This window comes from Streptomyces sp. NPDC054794, from assembly GCF_053611585.1.
In genome coordinates this window covers 1-16,232 of record NZ_JBSHAQ010000046.1, presented here as the reverse complement: position 1 = coordinate 16,232, position 16,232 = coordinate 1, and the positions used below count along the sequence as shown (strand labels likewise).

Here is a 16,232-nt window from a genome sequence, read left to right as displayed (position 1 = left end):
ATGCGGATGCGCCCCGCCGGCTCCGGCAAGGTGGTGCGGGATCCCGTCCACCACCCGCTGTTCGCCCGCTACTACGCCCGCGTCAGCGTGGGCGCCGAGACCCGGCTCGGCATGGCCGGGGTGCGCGACCGGCTGCTCGCAGGGCTGTCCGGCCGGGTGATCGAGATCGGCGCGGGCAACGGGCTGAACTTCGGCCACTACCCCGGCGCCGTCTCGGAGGTCGTCGCGATCGAACCGGAGCGCCGACTGCGGCAGTTGGCGGTGGAGGCCGCGCTGCGCAGCGAGGTGCCGGTGGACGTGGCACCGGGCGCCGCGGAGGCGCTGCCGGTCAAGAGCGAGGCCTTCGACGCGGCCGTGCTGTCCCTCGTGCTGTGCAGCGTCCGTGATCTGCCGCGCGCCCTCGGGGAGGTGCGGCGCGTCCTGCGGCCCGGCGGCGAGCTGCGCTTCTTCGAGCACGGCCGGGGCGGCGGCCCGGCGATGACCCTCACCCAGCGCGCCCTGGACCGGACGCTGTGGCCCCCGCTCAACGGCGGCTGCCACCTCGCTCGGGAGCCGGTCGCGGCGTTGCGGGACGCCGGGTTCGAACTCGGCCCGTACCGGCAGGTGCTGATGCCGGAGAAGGGGCCGCGGCTGCCCACCTCGTACTGCGTGCTGGGCACGGCCTGGCGGCCCGCTTCCGGGCCCGGCGACCCCGACGACACGGAGACCTGATCGTCGGGGCCCACCGGCACGCGCGCCGCGCCTCCACCCCAGGGTGGAATGTGCCCCTTACACCGGCATCGGGGACCCGCCCCTGGGGTGGAGAGACAGTCTCGGCCACAGGGGGGATACCGGCTGTGCGCCTCGTCACACTAGGCTCGGCCGGGACACGGGAGTCCTGACGTCGAGGTGCGCGAGGAGGCCGCCTTGTCCACACCTGTTGCGGAGCATCCGCCGGACGAGGTGCCGGCCGACGGGATCGCGGCCCGCGCCCGCGGGCTGACGAAGGCCTACGGCTCGGGCGAGACCGCGGTGCTCGCCCTCGACGCGGTGGACGTGCAGATCGCGCGCGGCCGCTTCACGGCCGTCATGGGGCCCTCCGGTTCCGGGAAGTCCACGCTGATGCACTGTCTGGCCGGACTCGACACGGTCTCGGCCGGTCAGGTGTGGCTCGGTGACACCGAGATAACCGGGCTGAAGGAGCGGGAGCTGACCCGGCTGCGGCGTGACCGGATCGGGTTCATGTTCCAGTCGTTCAACCTCATCCCGACGCTGAACGCGGCCGAGAACATCACCCTGCCCATGGACATCGCGGGCAAGAAGCCCGATGAGAAGTGGCTGGACCAGGTCATCGACACCCTCGGTCTGCGCGGCCGGCTGGGGCACCGTCCGGCGCAGCTCTCGGGCGGGCAGCAGCAGCGCGTGGCCTGCGCGCGGGCGCTGGCCTCCCGGCCCGAGCTGATCTTCGCCGACGAGCCGACCGGCAACCTGGACTCGCGGGCCGGGCTCGAAGTCCTCGGGTTCCTGCGGGACGCCGTGGACGAACTCGGGCAGACCGTGGTCATGGTGACCCACGACCCGGGCGCCGCCGCCCACTCCGACCTGGTGCTCTTCCTCGCCGACGGACGGATCGTGGACCGGATGGAGCGCCCGACGGCCCAGGCCGTGCTGGAACGCATGAAGCGATTCGACGTCACCCGGACCCAGGCCGACGGCGACGGCGCCGCCGAGGAGGTCTGACCCGGTGCTGAAGGCAACGCTCAGGAGCTTCCTCGCCCACAAGGGACGGCTGCTGCTGTCCGCGCTCGCCGTCCTGCTGTCCGTGGCGTTCGTCGCGGGCAGCCTGATCTTCTCCGACACCGTCAGCCGTACCTTCGACCGGCTGTTCGCCTCCACCGCCGCCGACGTGACGGTGGAGCCGAAGGACGACCTCAAGTCGTCCGTGCCGACGGGTGCCGTGCAGACCGTGCCCGCCGCGCTCGCCCAGCAGGTCGCCCACGTCGACGGGGTCGTGGAGACCCACGCGGACGTGTCCGTCGAGAACATCGTGGTGGTCGACAGCCACAACAAGTCCGTCGGCCCGACCACCGGCGCCCCGACCATCGCCACCGACTGGTACGTCACCGACCGCAGCCCCGTGAAGCTGACCTCCGGTCACGCCCCGCGCGGCGCGGGCGAGGCACTGCTCGACGCGGACACCGCCGACAAGAAGCACGTACGGATCGGCGACACGCTGACCGTCCAGGCGCAGCCGGGCACCTTCCCGGTGAAGGTCGTCGGCATCGCCACCTTCACGACCACCAACCCGGGCGCCGCCCTCGTCTTCCTCGACCCCGCCGTCGCCGCCGAGAAACTGCTCGGCTCCGCCGACAGGGCCACCAGCATCTCGGTGGACGCGGCGAAGGGCGTGACCGACGCCGCGCTCAAGAGCCGGGTCGGCGCGGCCGTCGGCACCGGCGCCTACGACCTGAAGACCGCCGACGAGCAGGCCAAGTCGGACGCCGCCGACCTCGGCGGATTCCTCGACGTCATCAAGTACGTGATGCTCGGCTTCGCCGGGATCGCCGTGCTCGTCGGCATCTTCCTGATCGTCAACACCTTCTCCATGCTGATCGCCCAGCGCACCCGCGAACTGGGGCTGCTGCGGGCACTGGGCGCCGACCGGCGGCAGGTGCGGCGGTCCGTGCTCACCGAGGCGGTGCTGCTCGGCGTGGTCGGCTCCACGCTGGGCCTGGCGGCCGGCATCGGACTGGCCTTCGGGCTGATCCGGCTGATGAGCGCGTTCGGCATGAACCTCAAGGCCACCGAGATGGTCATCGGGTGGCCGACGCCCGTCGCCGCGTACGTCGTCGGTGTCGGCGTCACCTTCGTCGCCGCCTATCTGCCGGCCCGGCGCGCGGCGACCGTGTCCCCGATGGCGGCACTGGCGGACGCCGAGATCGCCGGTGTGGGGCGGCCGTTGCGGATGCGGGCGATCGTCGGGTCCGTCGTCGGGTTGGCCGGCGCGGCCGCGCTCGCCGGCTGCGCGGCCGCGACGAAGACCGCCTCGGCGGCCTCCCTGCTGGGCCTCGGCGTCGTCCTCACGCTCGTCGCGACCGTGATCGCCGGACCGCTGCTGGTGCGGCCCGTGATCCGAGTCCTCGGCGGGGCCTTCCCCGCGCTGTTCGGCTCGATCGGCCGGATGAGCCAGCGCAACGCGCTGCGCAACCCGCGCCGCACCGGCGCCACCGCGGCCGCGCTCATGGTGGGACTCGCCCTGGTCGGCGGGATGTCGGTGGCCAGCGCCTCCATGTCCAAGTCGTTCGACCAGCAGATAGACAAGACGCTCGGCGCCGACTACGTGATCCAGAACAGCAACTTCCAGCCGTTCACCCAGGAGATCACGGACAAGGTGCGCGGCACCGACGGCGTGGGCCTGGTCGTACGGCAGCGGTTCGCGCCGGTGGCCGTGCGCCTGCCGGACGGCAAGCGGATCAAGACCACCGCAGCCGGGTACGACGCGCGTCTCGACGACGTCGCCCATGTCACCTACGCGGGCGGCGGCACGGCGGCGGCGCTGGCCGACGGCGCCCTCGGCATGGACGTGGACTTCGCCAAGGACCACCAGGTCCGCCTGGGCAGCACGATCCCGGTCGAGTTCCAGGGCGGCCGCAGCGCCGAGATGAAGGTGACCGCGCTCACCGACCAGGGCGGCGGTGACGGATTCGGCATGCAGGGCGGGCTGTTCTTCGGCATCGCCACGGTCGAGAAGTACGTGCCCGGCGGCCAGGACTCCTCGCTGTACGTGAACAAGACGGCCGGTACCACCGCCGACCAGCTGCGCACTCGGCTGGAGAAGACCCTCGACCCCTACCCGCAGGTGCAGGTGCGCGACCAGGCCGACTACAAGAAGCTGGTCCACGACCAGATCGCGGTGCTGCTCTACCTGGTGTACGCGCTGCTCGGGCTCGCGATCGTCATCGCGGTGCTCGGCGTCGTCAACACCCTCGCCCTGTCGGTGGTGGAGCGGACCCGCGAGATCGGTCTGCTGCGGGCGATCGGCCTGGCCCGGCGGCAGCTGCGCCGGATGATCCGCCTGGAGTCGGTGGTGATCGCGGTGTTCGGCGCGGTCCTCGGGCTGGCGCTCGGCCTGGTATGGGGCGTGTGCACCCAGCAGGTACTGGCGCTGCAGGGCATGTCGGCGCTGGCGATCCCCTGGAGCACGATCGTCGCGGTCGTGGTGGGCTCGGCCGTGGTGGGCGTCGTGGCGGCGCTGCTGCCGGCGTTGCGTGCCTCGCGCATGAATGTGCTGGCAGCCATCGCGCACGAGTGACGCGGTCGCGGCATGCACTCAAGTCGCCCGCCGGTGAGGAGAGTTCATGCCGCGTCCGGTCCGTTTCGGCGTGCCGAGGAACTCGAGTACGACGTGATCCTCGGCCGCGCCCCGCGCAGTCCCGGGTGCCGCTGTGGCGCCTGTCCGCATGACGGAATTCCGCGTCGGGCGCCGTGCCCCGTGCTGTGATCATCCGCATGACCGCATTGCGCATACGTCCCGCCGGCCCCGACGATCTCGACGCCGTGCTCGCCTTCTGGAAGGTGGCCGCCGAGGGCACCAGCATCAGTGACGACCGCGACGGCGTGGAGCGGCTGATCGCCCGCGACCCCGAGGCGCTCATCCTCGCCTTGGGGGTCTCCCCTGGTGGAGCGAAGTCGAGAGCTTGGGGAAAGGACGGCGAACTGGTCGGCACGGTGATCGCCGGCTTCGACGGCTGGCGCTGCCATCTGTACCGGCTGGCGGTGCATCCTGAGCGGCGGCGCCAGGGCATCGGCTCGGCGCTGCTGGCCGCCGCCGAGGACCGGTTCGTACGGCTCGGCGGGCGACGCGGCGACGCGATGGTGCTGGTCCGCAACGAGTCGGCGCAGCAGGCCTGGCGGGCGGCCGGGTACGCGCCCGAGGAGCGCTGGCGACGCTGGGTGAAGCCATTGACCGACTGACCCCCTCCAGCTCGCTTTGCCGATCCTTTACCATTGGAGGGCATTCGGTTTCTTGCCAGCCTCTGATGAAAGGTGTGAGCGTCCGCCCATGGGCGAGCCTCCCGGCCAACGACATCGCGCGTTCCTCCCTGCCCTGCCCGATCATGGGACGGAGGTGACCCGATGACCGAAGTGCTGCTCCTGCTGGTGGCGGTCCTGCTCGCGCTCGCCTGCGGCGGCTTCGTCGCCGCCGAGTTCTCGCTGACCACGGTCGAGCGCGGCGAGCTGGAGCGGGCGGCGCGACGCGGCGAACGCGGCGCGGCGGGCGCCCTCAAGGCAGTACGGAACCTGACGTTCCAGCTCTCCGGGGCGCAGCTCGGCATCACGGTCACCAACCTGGTGGTCGGCATGCTCGCCGAGCCGTCCATCGCCGAGCTCCTGGCGGGACCGCTGGAGGAGCTCGGCGTCTCGGCCTCGGCGGCCCGGTCCGTCGCCCTGGTCGTGGGTACGGCCCTGTCGACGGTGTTCCTGATGGTCGTCGGCGAGCTCGTGCCGAAGAACTGGGCGATCTCCTCACCGCTGGCCGTGGCCAAGACGGTGGGCAACGCGCAGCGCTTGTTCAGCGCGCTCTTCCGCCCCTTCATCAAGCACCTGAACAACACGGCCAACCGCGTGGTGCGCCGCTTCGGCGTGGAACCCGCCGAGGAGCTGGCCTCCGCGCGCGGACCGCAGGAGCTGGCGGCGCTGGCCCGGCACTCCGCCCGGGCGGGCGCCCTGGAGGCGGACACCGCCGAACTGTTCGTACGGACCCTGAACCTCGCCGATCTCAGCGCGGAGAACGTGATGACACCGCGCGTCCAGGTCGTCGCCCTGGACGCGCAGGCGACCTGTGAGGATGTGGCGAACGCGACCCGGGCGACCGGGTTGTCCCGGTTCCCGGTCTACCGCGGCAGCCTCGACTCGGTCGTCGGCACCGCCCACGTCAAGGACGTGCTGGCCCTGCCGGCCGAGGAGCGGCCGCGCCGTTCGGTCGCCCAGGTGATGCGCGAGCCCCTGCTGGTCCCCGAGTCGCTGACCGTGGACCGGCTTCTCGACCGGCTCTCCGGCAAACGCACGATGGCCGTGATCATCGACGAGTACGGCGGTACGGCGGGTGTCGCGACGCTGGAGGACATCGTCGAGGAGGTCGTCGGCGAGGTGCGGGACGAGCACGACCCGCACGAGACGCCCGACCTCGCCCCGGCCGGGGCCGACGAGGCGGGCAGGGCGCTGTTCTCGGCGGACGGCGCCGCCCGCACGGACCAGCTCGCGCGCGTGGGCCTGCGCGCCCCCGACGGGCCGTACGAGACGCTGGCCGGGCTCGTCGCGACGCTGCTGGGCCGGATACCCGAGACGGGTGACCGCGTCGAGGTCGCCGGCTGGCGGCTGGACGTGGTGGACGCGTCGGGGCGCAGGGCGGCCCGGGTGCTGCTGCACGCGCCGCTGGACGACGAGGCCGCCATCGGCCGTGAGGGGGAGGTCGGACGATGACCACGGTCCAGATACTGATCGGTCTGGCGTCGCTCGTCGTCAACGCCTTCTTCGTGGGCGCCGAGTTCGCGCTGATCTCGGTGCGCCGCAGCCAGATCGAGCCGCACGCGGAGGAGGGCGACCGGCGCGCGAAGAGCGTGCTGTGGGGGCTGGAGCACGTGTCCGCGCTGCTGGCGGCCGCCCAGCTCGGCATCACGCTGTGCACGCTGGTGCTGGGTGTCGTCGCCGAACCGGCGATCGAGCACCTGCTGGAACCGGTGTTCCACGCGGTGGGCGTGCCCAAGGACGCGGGCCACGCCGTCTCCTTCGTGATCGCGCTGACCCTGGCCACCTATCTGCACATGCTGCTCGGCGAGATGGTGCCCAAGAACATCGCCCTCGCCGAACCGGTGCGCAGTGCCCTGGTGCTCGGCCCGCCCCTGGTCGCGCTGTCCCGGGCGCTGCGCCCGGTGATCTTCACGATCAACACCTTCGCCAACGCGCTGCTGAAGCTGCTGCGGGTGGAGGCGAAGGACGAGGTCGCCGCGACCTTCTCCGACGCGGAGCTGGCGGAGATCGTCAAGGACGCCGGCGAGGCGGGCCTGATCGACGAGCGGGCCCGGGAGCGGCTGCACGACGCGCTGGAGCTCGGCCGGCGTCCGGTGCAGGACGTCGTGGTCCCGCTGGAGAAGGTGGAGTACGCGAGCGTGGGCGTGACCCCGGAGCAGTTGGAGCGGCTGTCGGCCCATTCGGGCTTCTCCCGTTTCCCGGTGGTGGACGAGGGCCGGCGGATCGTCGGCTACCTGCATGTGAAGGACGCGCTGGACGCCTCCCCGCGCGAGGAGCCGTTCCGGCTGCGGGACATGCGACCCATCGCGCGTGTGCGGGAGAGCACACCGCTGGACGACGTGCTGACCGCGATGCGCGGCAGCCGTACGCATCTGGCGGCCGTGCTCGGCGCGGACGGGCGACTGGCCGGGCTGGTGACGATGGAGGACGTACTGCGGGAGCTGTTCGGCCAGCACGCGTGAGCCCGCGGCGGGCCGGGGGCAGCCGAGCCCGCGGAGGCCGCGCAGGCCGGTCCACCGGCGGACACCGGGCCGACCGACCGGCGGGTATGGAGCTCGGATACCATCGCTGTCGCCATGCAGACGATTCCCACACACTCCAGCCTGGTCGCGGTCGGCGACTCCTTCACCGAGGGCATGTCGGACCTGCTGCCGGACGGCTCCTACCGGGGCTGGGCCGACCTCCTCGCCGCGCGGATGGCCGCCACCACCCCCGGCTTCCGGTACGCCAACCTGGCCGTGCGCGGCAAGCTGATCGGGCAGATCGTCGACGAGCAGGTCGAGGTGGCGGCTGCGATGAACGCGGACGTGATCACGCTGGTCGGAGGGCTCAACGACACGCTGCGACCCAAGTGCGACATGGGCCAGGTCCGCGGGCTGCTGACGGAGGCGGTGGAGCGCCTCGCCCCGTCGTGCCGGCAGCTGGTGCTGATGCGTAGCCCGGGCCGCCAGGGCCCGGTCCTGGAGCGCTTCCGCCCCCGCATGGAGGAGCTGTTCACCCACGTCGAGGACCTCGCCCAGCGGCACGGCGCACTGGTCGTCGACCTGTACGGGGCGCCCTCGCTGTCCGACCCCCGGCTGTGGGACGTGGACCGCCTGCACCTGACGGGCGAGGGGCACCGGCGGGTCGCGGAGGCCGTCTGGCAGACGCTCGGCTACGCACCCGAGGACACCGAGTGGCGCACACCGATGCCCGCCACCCCGCGGCCGGGGTGGGCCACCCGGCGCTCCGCAGATGTGCGGTTCGCCCGGGAGCACCTGCTGCCGTGGATCGGCCGGCGGCTGACCGGCCGCTCGTCCGGGGACGGCCTCCCGGCGAAGCGGCCCGAGCTGCTGCCGTACGAGGGCCCGGCGGCGTAGCGTCGCTCCCATGACCACCCGGGTGATCAACGTCCGGGGCCGGATCCACGAGTTCGGCCCCCGGTTGGAGCACGCCCCCGCGGACGTGGTCTACGTCGGCCGCCGCTGGACCATGGGCGGCTGGGACCTGCCTCGCCACCCCCTGTACAACCCCTTCGCCTACGACACCCCGAAGAAGAAGCGGCACGGCACCCGGGCCGAGGTCATGGCGATGTACCGGGCGTACCTCCTGGAACACCCCGAGTTCCTGGACCTGGTGTCGGACCTGCGCGGAAAGACCCTGGCCTGCTGGTGCGCGCCGGCACTCTGCCACGCCGACGTACTGGCGGAACTGGCCGACACGGACGACGTGACCCCGGTCTCGTAGGTTCCACCGACTGAGCCTGTGGCGCTGGCCTGCACGAATCGCCAGTAGAATCCGTACACGTGACTTCTGCGCCCGCCAAGCCCCGTATTCCGAACGTCCTCGCCGGACGCTACGCCTCCGCCGAGCTCGCCACGCTCTGGTCGCCCGAGCAGAAGGTGAAGCTGGAGCGGCAGCTCTGGCTCGCCGTGCTGCGGGCCCAGAAGGACCTCGGGATCGAGGTGCCGGACGCGGCGATCGCCGACTACGAGCGTGTCCTCGACCAGGTCGACCTGGCCTCGATCGCCGAGCGCGAGAAGGTCACCCGGCACGACGTGAAGGCGCGGATCGAGGAGTTCAACGACCTCGCCGGGCACGAGCACGTGCACAAGGGCATGACGTCCCGGGACCTGACCGAGAACGTCGAGCAGCTGCAGATCCGGCTCTCGCTGGAGCTGATGCGCGACCGTACGGTGGCCGTGCTCGCGCGCCTGGGCAAGCTGGCCGGCGAGTACGCCGAGCTGGTCATGGCCGGCCGCTCGCACAACGTCGCCGCCCAGGCCACCACCCTCGGCAAGCGCTTCGCGACCGCCGCCGACGAGCTGCTCGTGGCCTACGGCCGGGTCGAGGAACTGCTCGGCCGCTACCCGCTGCGCGGCATCAAGGGTCCGGTCGGCACGGCGCAGGACATGCTGGACCTGCTGGGCGGGGACGCCGCCAAGCTGGCCGAGCTGGAGGACCGGATCGCCCGGCACCTGGGCTTCTCCCAGGCCTTCACCTCCGTCGGCCAGGTCTACCCGCGCTCGCTGGACTACGAGGTCGTCACCGCGCTGGTGCAGCTGGCCGCCGGGCCGTCCTCGCTGGCCAAGACGATCCGTCTGATGGCCGGGCACGAGCTGGTGACCGAGGGCTTCAAGCCGGGCCAGGTCGGCTCGTCCGCCATGCCGCACAAGATGAACACCCGCTCCTGCGAGCGCGTCAACGGCCTCATGGTCATCCTGCGCGGCTACGCGTCGATGACCGGGGAGCTCGCGGGCGACCAGTGGAACGAGGGCGACGTGTCCTGCTCGGTGGTGCGCCGGGTCGCGCTGCCGGACGCCTTCTTCGCCCTGGACGGTCTGCTGGAGACCTTCCTGACCGTGCTCGACGAGTTCGGCGCCTTCCCGGCGGTCGTCGCCCGGGAGCTGGACCGCTACCTGCCGTTCCTCGCCACCACCAAGGTGCTGATGGGCGCGGTGCGCGCGGGCGTCGGCCGCGAGGTTGCGCACGAGGCGATCAAGGAGAACGCGGTCGCCACCGCGCTCGCGATGCGGGAGCAGGGCGCCGAGCGCAACGACCTGCTCGACAAGCTCGCCGCCGACGAGCGGCTGCCGCTCGACCGGGCGGCGCTGGGCGAGCTGATGGCCGACAAGCTGTCCTTCACCGGCGCGGCCGCCGACCAGGTCGCTGTCGTCGTCGGTCGTATCGAGGAGATCGCCAAGCAGCGCCCGGAGGCTGCCGGGTACACCCCGGGGGCGATCCTCTGACCCGCTTCACCCAGGCGGAACTGGAGGCCGCCCGCGATCGTCTGGTACCGGACGTGGTCGCGGACGGCCTCCACGTCCTGTTCTGCGGGATCAATCCCGGCCTGATGACGGCGGCGACGGGCCACCACTTCGCCCGTCCCGGCAACCGTTTCTGGCCGGTGCTCCATCTGTCCGGGTTCACGCCGAGGCTCATGAAGCCGGCCGAGCAGCGGGAGCTGCTGTCGTACGGCCTCGGCATCACGAACGTCGTGGCGCGGGCGACGGCGCGGGCCGACGAGCTGTCCGCGCAGGAGTACGTCGACGGCGGGCGGCAGCTGACGGCGAAGGTGACGCGGCTGCGGCCGCGCTGGCTCGCGGTGGTCGGGGTGACCGCGTACCGGGCCGCGTTCGGGGACCGCAAGGCCCGGGTGGGGCCGCAGGAGGGGACGATCGGGGACACGCGCGTGTGGGTGCTGCCCAATCCCAGCGGACTGAACGCCCACTGGACGGCGGCGACGATGGCCGAGGAGTACGCCCGGCTGCGCGAGGCGGCGGGCGAGGACGGTCACGGCGGGTCGGTCTCCGTGACGATCCCGAGGAGTTGAAAGGGCAGCTCCTTGCCCCACTGGGAGACCCCGAGGGCGACCCACCGGCCCGATTCGGGCACCCGCCACAGCTGGACGTCCGGCACGTGCCCGGACAGGCCGGCCCACGGCTGCTCGATGTCCTCCCCGTCCATGGTCCGCACGTGGACGCTGTGGAGGCTGATGGCCTCCGCCGGCCCCCAGCGGTCCGTGAACCGCTCGCCGAGGCCGTCCCGGTCGATCTCGTACTGCGCTGCCGTCTCCTCGCGTTCCGTGCCGTCGTCCTCCCAGAACTCGGCGCTCGTGTGTAATTCGGCTATGTGGTATCCGGGCCCGCTCTCGCCGTGCTCCGTCCTGCCGTGCGCCGCGGGGAACTCCCGGGCGCACAGCAGGTCGATGAGGGTCAGGCACTTCGCGATGTCCATGTGATCCAGTAAAGCGGGCGCCACTGACATTTGGCGGGGCGTCAAGCATCCCGTCGCCGCACGCTCCAGGCTCCCGCGAGCAGCGCGGCCGCCGCCCACAGCGCGGTCACGGCAAGCCCGGTCCATGGGCCCAGGGTGCCGTCCCAGGAGCTGTGCAGCGCCACTTGGCCCGCCCGGTCGGGCAGGAAGTCGGCGACGCCGCCGGACATGTCGCCGATGACGAACGACACGATCAGCAGGAAGGGGATCAGCGTGCTCAGCGTCGCCACACCGCTGCGCAGGACAGCCGCGACTCCCGCCGCGAACAAGGCCATCAGGGTCAGGTAGAGGGCGCAGCCGAGCGTGCCGCGCAGCCCCTCGGCCCAGGTCGGCGCCGTCGCGCCGGACACGCCTCTGGCCACGGCGAGGGTCACCGGGCCGGTGAGCAGGCCGACGGCGAGCACCGGCACGCCGATCGCCGTGGCCTTGGCCGCGAACCACCGGCGCCGGTCGGGGACCGCGGACAGCGTCAGGCGCAGGGCGCCGCCGTGGAACTCGGACGAGACGGCCGTCGCCCCGAACGCGATGGCCGCGATCTGCCCGAAGCTGACGCCGAAGAACGCGGAGAACAGGGGGTCGGTGCCGTCGGTGCCGGCCGCGCCGAGCGCGGAGAAGGCGACGGTGGCGAGCAGGACCGCGCCGAGACTGCCGACGAGCGACCGCAGTGTGCGGATCTTGATCCACTCGGACCGGAGGAGGGGCGTGAAGGACATGGTCAGGCCTCCTGGGGCTGTGCGGCGAACTCGGCCTCGGCGGACGTCAGATCGAGGTAGGCCTGTTCCAAGGTGGCCTCCTCCGCGGCGAGTTCGAGTACGGGCACACCCGCCTCGGACATGAGGCGGCCGATGTCCTCCACGCGCGCGTCCGGCACCGTCCACCCCCGGTCCTCGGTCGGGACGGCGTCGTATCCGTGGCGGGCGAGCAGGGCGGTGAGGGCGGTGCCGTCGGTCGTGCGGATCCGCACACCGGGCCGTACACGCGCGTGGATGAAGTCCCGGATCGGGGTGTCGGCGAGCAGGCGTCCGCGTCCGAGGACGACCAGGTGGTCGGCGAAGGACGCGGTCTCGTTCATGAGATGGCTGGAGACCAGGACGGTGCGCCCTTCCGTGGCCAGCCTGCGGAGCAACCGGCGGATCCAGACGATGCCTTCGGGGTCGAGGCCGTTGGAGGGCTCGTCGAGCACGACCACGGCGGGGTCGCCGAGCAGGGCGGCGGCGATGCCGAGCCGCTGGCGCATGCCCAGGGAGTACGTCCGCACCCGCCGCCGCGCGGCCGGGGCGAGCCCGGTCTCCTCCAGTACCGCCTCGACCCGTTCGCGCGGGATGCGGTTGCTCGCGGCCAGGGCGCGCAGGTGGTCGCGTCCGGTGCGGGAGCCGTGCGCCGCCTGGGCGTCGAGCAAGGCGCCCACGTGGCGCAGGGGTTCTCGGAGCGCTGTGTAGGGGCGGCCGCCGATCGTGGCGGTCCCGGAGGTCGGCCGGTCGAGTCCGAGGGCGAGCCGGAGGGTCGTGGACTTCCCGGCGCCGTTGGGGCCGAGGAAGCCGGTGACCCGGCCGGGGCGGACCCGGAAGGTGAGCCGGTCCACGGCGCGTCGGCCGCCGTACTCCTTGGTGAGGTCGCGTACGTCGATGCTGGTCATGGCAACACCCTGGCGTCCCGGGGGCGTTGGCTCCTCCCCCGCGGGAGGAGATCTCCTCCCCCGCCCGGGGGAGGCCGGTTGTCGGTGGGACCTGCGACGATGGCCGAATGGTCCGCTTCCTGCGCCCGCTGCTGCGGGGGACGACGTACACGCGCCTGCTGCACCTGTGGGTGCCGATGCTCGTCGTCAGCATGTGGATGTTCATCGACATGTCGACTCCGTGGGTGCCCGCGCTCGTGCTGGTCCCGGCCGGCCTCGTGCCCGCCGTGCGCATGGGCGAGGGGGTTCAGGCGCGGCTCCTGCTCACACCGGGCGAGGAGGAGCCGGGCATCTCCGTGACCCCGTCGGCCTCTTGGCGGGACCGGCTGCGCACAGTGGTGTGGCTGGAGGCACGGATGGTCCTGGGGGCGGCCGCCGTGTTCGCCACGGTGTGGCTGCCGGGGCTGGTGTACGAACTGGCCCGGCTCGCCGCGGGCCACGCCTCGGCCGACGTTCCGCTGGTCGGGCGGACCGAGCCGCACTGGGCGTACGCCCTGCTGATCCCGCTGCCACTGGTGGCGTACTACGCAGTCGTGGTCGGTCTCGGCGCGTTGGTCACCGCCCTCGCGCGGGGACTGCTCGGCCCGTCCGCCGCCGAGCGGATGGCCGCCCTTGAGGAGCGCACCGAGCAACTCCTGGAACGCACCCGTATCGCCCGTGAACTGCACGACTCCATCGGGCACGCGCTGACCGTGGCGGTCGTGCAGGCGGGCGCGGCGCGGGCGGCGGGCAACCCGGAGTTCACGGACCGGGCCCTCGGTGCCATCGAGGAGACGGGGCGGGCCGCCCTGGAGGACCTGGAGCGGGTGCTCGGCGTCCTGCGGGAGTCGGAGCGCCCGGCGAGCGGCCGCCCGACGCTGGCCGACGCCGACCGGCTGCTGGAGTCGGCACGGGCCTCCGGCGCCACGGTGGACGCCGAGGTGACCGGCCCCCTGGAGACGGTGCCGGGCCCGGTCTCCCGCGAGGGTTACCGCATCCTCCAGGAGGCGCTCACCAATGTGCTGCGGCACGCGGGGCCCGTGCCGGTGACCGTCCGCGTCAGGGTCGGCGACGGCCTGCTCGGCCTGGAGGTGCGCAATCCGCTGACGGCTCCCGTGCCCGGTCCGGGGCGGGGCAGCGGGCTGCGGGGCATACGTGAGCGCGCAGCCCTGCTCGGCGGCCGCGCGCGGACCGGGCCGGACGCGGACGACTGGCATGTGCGCGCCGAGTTGCCGCTCGCCTGATCTACGCTGGCCGGATGCCGGTCACCGTTCTCCTCGTCGACGACGAACCCCTGGTCCGCGCCGGTCTGCGGGCCGTGCTGGAGGCCCAGTCCGACATCGAGGTGGTCGGTGAGGCGGCCGACGGAGCCGCCGTGATCCCGCTGGTCCGGCAGCTGCGGCCCGATGTGGTCGCCATGGACGTACGGATGCCCCTGCTGGACGGGATCGAGGCCACGCGCGCGGTGCTGCGCACCGTCGACGAGCCGCCGAAGATCCTCGTGGTGACCACGTTCGAGAACGACGAGTACGTGTACGAGGCGCTGCGGGCGGGCGCCGACGGGTTCCTGCTGAAGCGGGCGCGGCCCGCGGAGGTCGTGCACGCGGTCCGGCTGGTCGCCGAGGGCGAGTCACTGCTGTTCCCCGCCTCGGTACGGCAACTTGCCGCCCGGTACGGCGAGGGCGAGGGCGACGGCAACCGGGCGGCGCGCGCCGCGCTGGAGCGGGCGCGGCTGACCGAGCGGGAAGCGGAAGTGCTGCGGCTCATGGCCCGGGGGCTGTCGAACGCGGAGATCGCGGACCAGCTGTTCGTCGGCACGGAGACGGTGAAGTCGCACGTCAGCGCCGTCCTGGCGAAGCTCGGGGCGCGGGACCGGACGCAGGCGGTGATCGCGGCGTATCAGTCGGGCTTCGTCGCCCCCGGGTGATCCCGGGAACGATCCGGAAGGCCGGACGGGTCCCGGGCGCCCGGCACTCGCCGGGGCACGTCACGCCGAGTACGATCCGCCCAACACGCGCACGAGCTGGGAGGACGGACGGTGGGGCGGCTGACCGGCGGGGATCCCTCGCTGCTGCGAAGGATCAATTCCGCGGTGGTGCTGCACGCGCTGCGTGCCACGGACTGCGCGACGCTCACCGAGATCACCCGGGTGACCGGACTGTCCCGGCCGACCGTCGAGGGCGTCGTCGAGGGCCTCATCGAGGCCGGGCTGGTCGTCGAGACGGCGGCCGAGGAGGGCGCGACCCGGCGTCAGGGGCGGCCCGCGCGGCGGTTCCGGTTCCGGGCCGAGGCCGGCCATCTGCTGGGCCTGGAGATCGGCGCACACCGCGTGGCCGCGCTGCTCTCGGACCTGGACGGACGGGTCCTGGGCGCGCAGGCCAAGGACGTCGACGAGACCGCCGACGCGGACGAGCGTCTCGAACGGCTGCGCACCGCGGTCGCCGAACTGCTGCGCCGGGCCGGGGTCGCGCGCGGCTCGCTGCGCGCGGTGGGCGTCGGTACGCCGGGGATCGTCGAGGCCGACGGCACCGTGCGGCTGGGCACCGCGCTCCCCCAGTGGACGGGCCTCAGGCTCGGGGAACGGCTCAGCCGCTCCTTCAAGTGCCCGGTGCTGGTCGAGAACGACGCCAACGCCGCGGCCGTCGCCGAACACTGGAAGGGCGTGGCGACCGAGTCGGACGACATCGTGTTCGTACTGGCGGGGCTGAGCCCGGGCGCCGGTTCGCTGATCGGCGGACGGCTGCACCGGGGGTACGGCGGGGCGGCCGGGGAGATCGGCGCGCTCCATCTGCTGGGCCGGGAGGTGACTCCGGAGACGCTGCTGTCCACCACGGACGAGCCGCTGCACCCGCTGGACGAACAGGCGGTCGCGGAGGTGTTCGCGCTCGCGCGCGAGGGCGACCAGCGGGCCCGCGCCGCCGTCGAGCGGTTCATCCAGCGCCTGGTCCACGACGTGGCGGCCCTGGTGCTGGCCCTCGACCCGGAGCTGGTCGTCGTCGGCGGCTGGGCGGCCGGGCTGGACGGCGTCCTGGAACCCCTGCGCAACGAACTCGCCCGCTACTGCCTGCGCCCGCCGAAGGTCGCCCTCTCCCTGCTCGGCGAGGCGGCCGTGGCCACGGGCGCCCTGCGGCTCGCGCTCGACCATGTGGAGGAGCAACTGTTCGCCGTGGAGGGCACGGTGACGGCCCGCCGCTGACGCCGACGCCACGCGAAAGGCGGTCGGCAGTCGGCAGTCGGCAGTCGGCAGTCGGCAGTCGGCAGTCGGCAGTCGGCAGTCGGCAGTCGGCAGTCGGCAGTCGGCAGTCGGCAGTCG

General features: G+C 72.8%; 16 protein-coding genes. 13 read left to right on the top strand and 3 right to left on the bottom strand.

Going from position 1 to position 16,232, the window contains the following annotated elements:
• The 10 genes from ACWGKT_RS35785 to mug all read left to right on the top strand — a co-directional run bounded on the left by ACWGKT_RS35785 (position 1) and on the right by mug (position 10,822).
• Positions 1-711, top strand: a complete 711-nt coding sequence (locus tag ACWGKT_RS35785) for a class I SAM-dependent methyltransferase (protein WP_356147472.1) — start codon at positions 1-3, stop codon at positions 709-711.
• A 195-nt stretch (positions 712-906) separates the two neighbouring features.
• Entirely contained in the window at positions 907-1,719 is an 813-nt protein-coding gene (locus tag ACWGKT_RS35780) for an ABC transporter ATP-binding protein (RefSeq protein ID WP_356147469.1), read from the top strand.
• Between the two features lie 4 nt (positions 1,720-1,723).
• Entirely contained in the window at positions 1,724-4,291 is a 2,568-nt protein-coding gene (locus ACWGKT_RS35775) for an ABC transporter permease (protein WP_453276924.1), read from the top strand.
• Positions 4,292-4,488: 197 nt separating this feature from the next.
• Entirely contained in the window at positions 4,489-4,953 is a 465-nt protein-coding gene (locus ACWGKT_RS35770) for a GNAT family N-acetyltransferase (protein WP_453276923.1), read from the top strand.
• 162 nt (positions 4,954-5,115) lie between these two features.
• The gene (locus ACWGKT_RS35765) at positions 5,116-6,462 is read left to right on the top strand and encodes a hemolysin family protein (protein ID WP_356147460.1); all 1,347 of its coding nucleotides are present in this window, start codon (positions 5,116-5,118) and stop codon (positions 6,460-6,462) included.
• On the top strand, positions 6,459-7,472 hold the full coding sequence (locus tag ACWGKT_RS35760; protein WP_453276922.1) for a hemolysin family protein: 1,014 nt from the start codon (positions 6,459-6,461) through the stop codon (positions 7,470-7,472). The genes ACWGKT_RS35765 and ACWGKT_RS35760 overlap by 4 nt, the downstream gene beginning before the upstream one ends.
• A 114-nt stretch (positions 7,473-7,586) precedes the next feature.
• Positions 7,587-8,369: an SGNH/GDSL hydrolase family protein gene (locus ACWGKT_RS35755; RefSeq protein ID WP_356147454.1), complete on the top strand. Its 783-nt coding sequence runs from the start codon at positions 7,587-7,589 to the stop codon at positions 8,367-8,369.
• 10 nt (positions 8,370-8,379) lie between these two features.
• The gene (locus ACWGKT_RS35750) at positions 8,380-8,736 is read left to right on the top strand and encodes a DUF4326 domain-containing protein (protein ID WP_453276921.1); all 357 of its coding nucleotides are present in this window, start codon (positions 8,380-8,382) and stop codon (positions 8,734-8,736) included.
• A 59-nt stretch (positions 8,737-8,795) separates the two neighbouring features.
• A complete protein-coding gene (purB, locus tag ACWGKT_RS35745) occupies positions 8,796-10,238 on the top strand; it encodes an adenylosuccinate lyase (protein ID WP_453276920.1) in 1,443 nt (480 codons plus the stop codon).
• Positions 10,235-10,822 (top strand): G/U mismatch-specific DNA glycosylase, encoded by a 588-nt coding sequence (gene mug, locus ACWGKT_RS35740; protein ID WP_356147608.1) that lies wholly within the window; start codon positions 10,235-10,237, stop codon positions 10,820-10,822. Before purB ends, mug begins: the two co-directional genes overlap by 4 nt.
• On the opposite strand, the gene ACWGKT_RS35735 is transcribed toward mug, so the two are convergent.
• Genes ACWGKT_RS35735 through ACWGKT_RS35725 form a run of 3 tightly spaced genes read right to left on the bottom strand, consistent with a single transcriptional unit; the run spans position 10,783 to position 12,901 of the window.
• Positions 10,783-11,226, bottom strand: a complete 444-nt coding sequence (locus ACWGKT_RS35735; RefSeq protein ID WP_356147379.1) for a hypothetical protein — start codon at positions 11,224-11,226, stop codon at positions 10,783-10,785. The two genes, mug and ACWGKT_RS35735, sit on opposite strands and share 40 nt — an antisense overlap.
• A gap of 41 nt (positions 11,227-11,267) precedes the next feature.
• On the bottom strand, positions 11,268-11,978 hold the full coding sequence (locus ACWGKT_RS35730; RefSeq protein WP_453276919.1) for an ABC transporter permease: 711 nt from the start codon (positions 11,976-11,978) through the stop codon (positions 11,268-11,270).
• A 2-nt stretch (positions 11,979-11,980) separates the two neighbouring features.
• Positions 11,981-12,901 carry an ATP-binding cassette domain-containing protein gene (locus tag ACWGKT_RS35725; protein ID WP_356147374.1) on the bottom strand — a complete coding sequence of 307 codons (921 nt, stop codon included), beginning with the start codon at positions 12,899-12,901 and terminating at the stop codon, positions 11,981-11,983.
• A gap of 107 nt (positions 12,902-13,008) precedes the next feature.
• Here ACWGKT_RS35725 and ACWGKT_RS35720 point away from each other — a divergent pair, with 107 nt between their 5' ends.
• The 3 genes from ACWGKT_RS35720 (at position 13,009) to ACWGKT_RS35710 (ending at position 16,115) form a co-directional block, all read left to right on the top strand.
• The gene (locus ACWGKT_RS35720) at positions 13,009-14,163 is read left to right on the top strand and encodes a sensor histidine kinase (RefSeq protein ID WP_453276918.1); all 1,155 of its coding nucleotides are present in this window, start codon (positions 13,009-13,011) and stop codon (positions 14,161-14,163) included.
• 14 nt (positions 14,164-14,177) lie between these two features.
• Entirely contained in the window at positions 14,178-14,846 is a 669-nt protein-coding gene (locus ACWGKT_RS35715; protein ID WP_453276917.1) for a response regulator, read from the top strand.
• 111 nt (positions 14,847-14,957) lie between these two features.
• A complete protein-coding gene (locus ACWGKT_RS35710) occupies positions 14,958-16,115 on the top strand; it encodes an ROK family transcriptional regulator (protein ID WP_356147366.1) in 1,158 nt (385 codons plus the stop codon).
• Positions 16,116-16,232 lie beyond the last annotated feature (117 nt).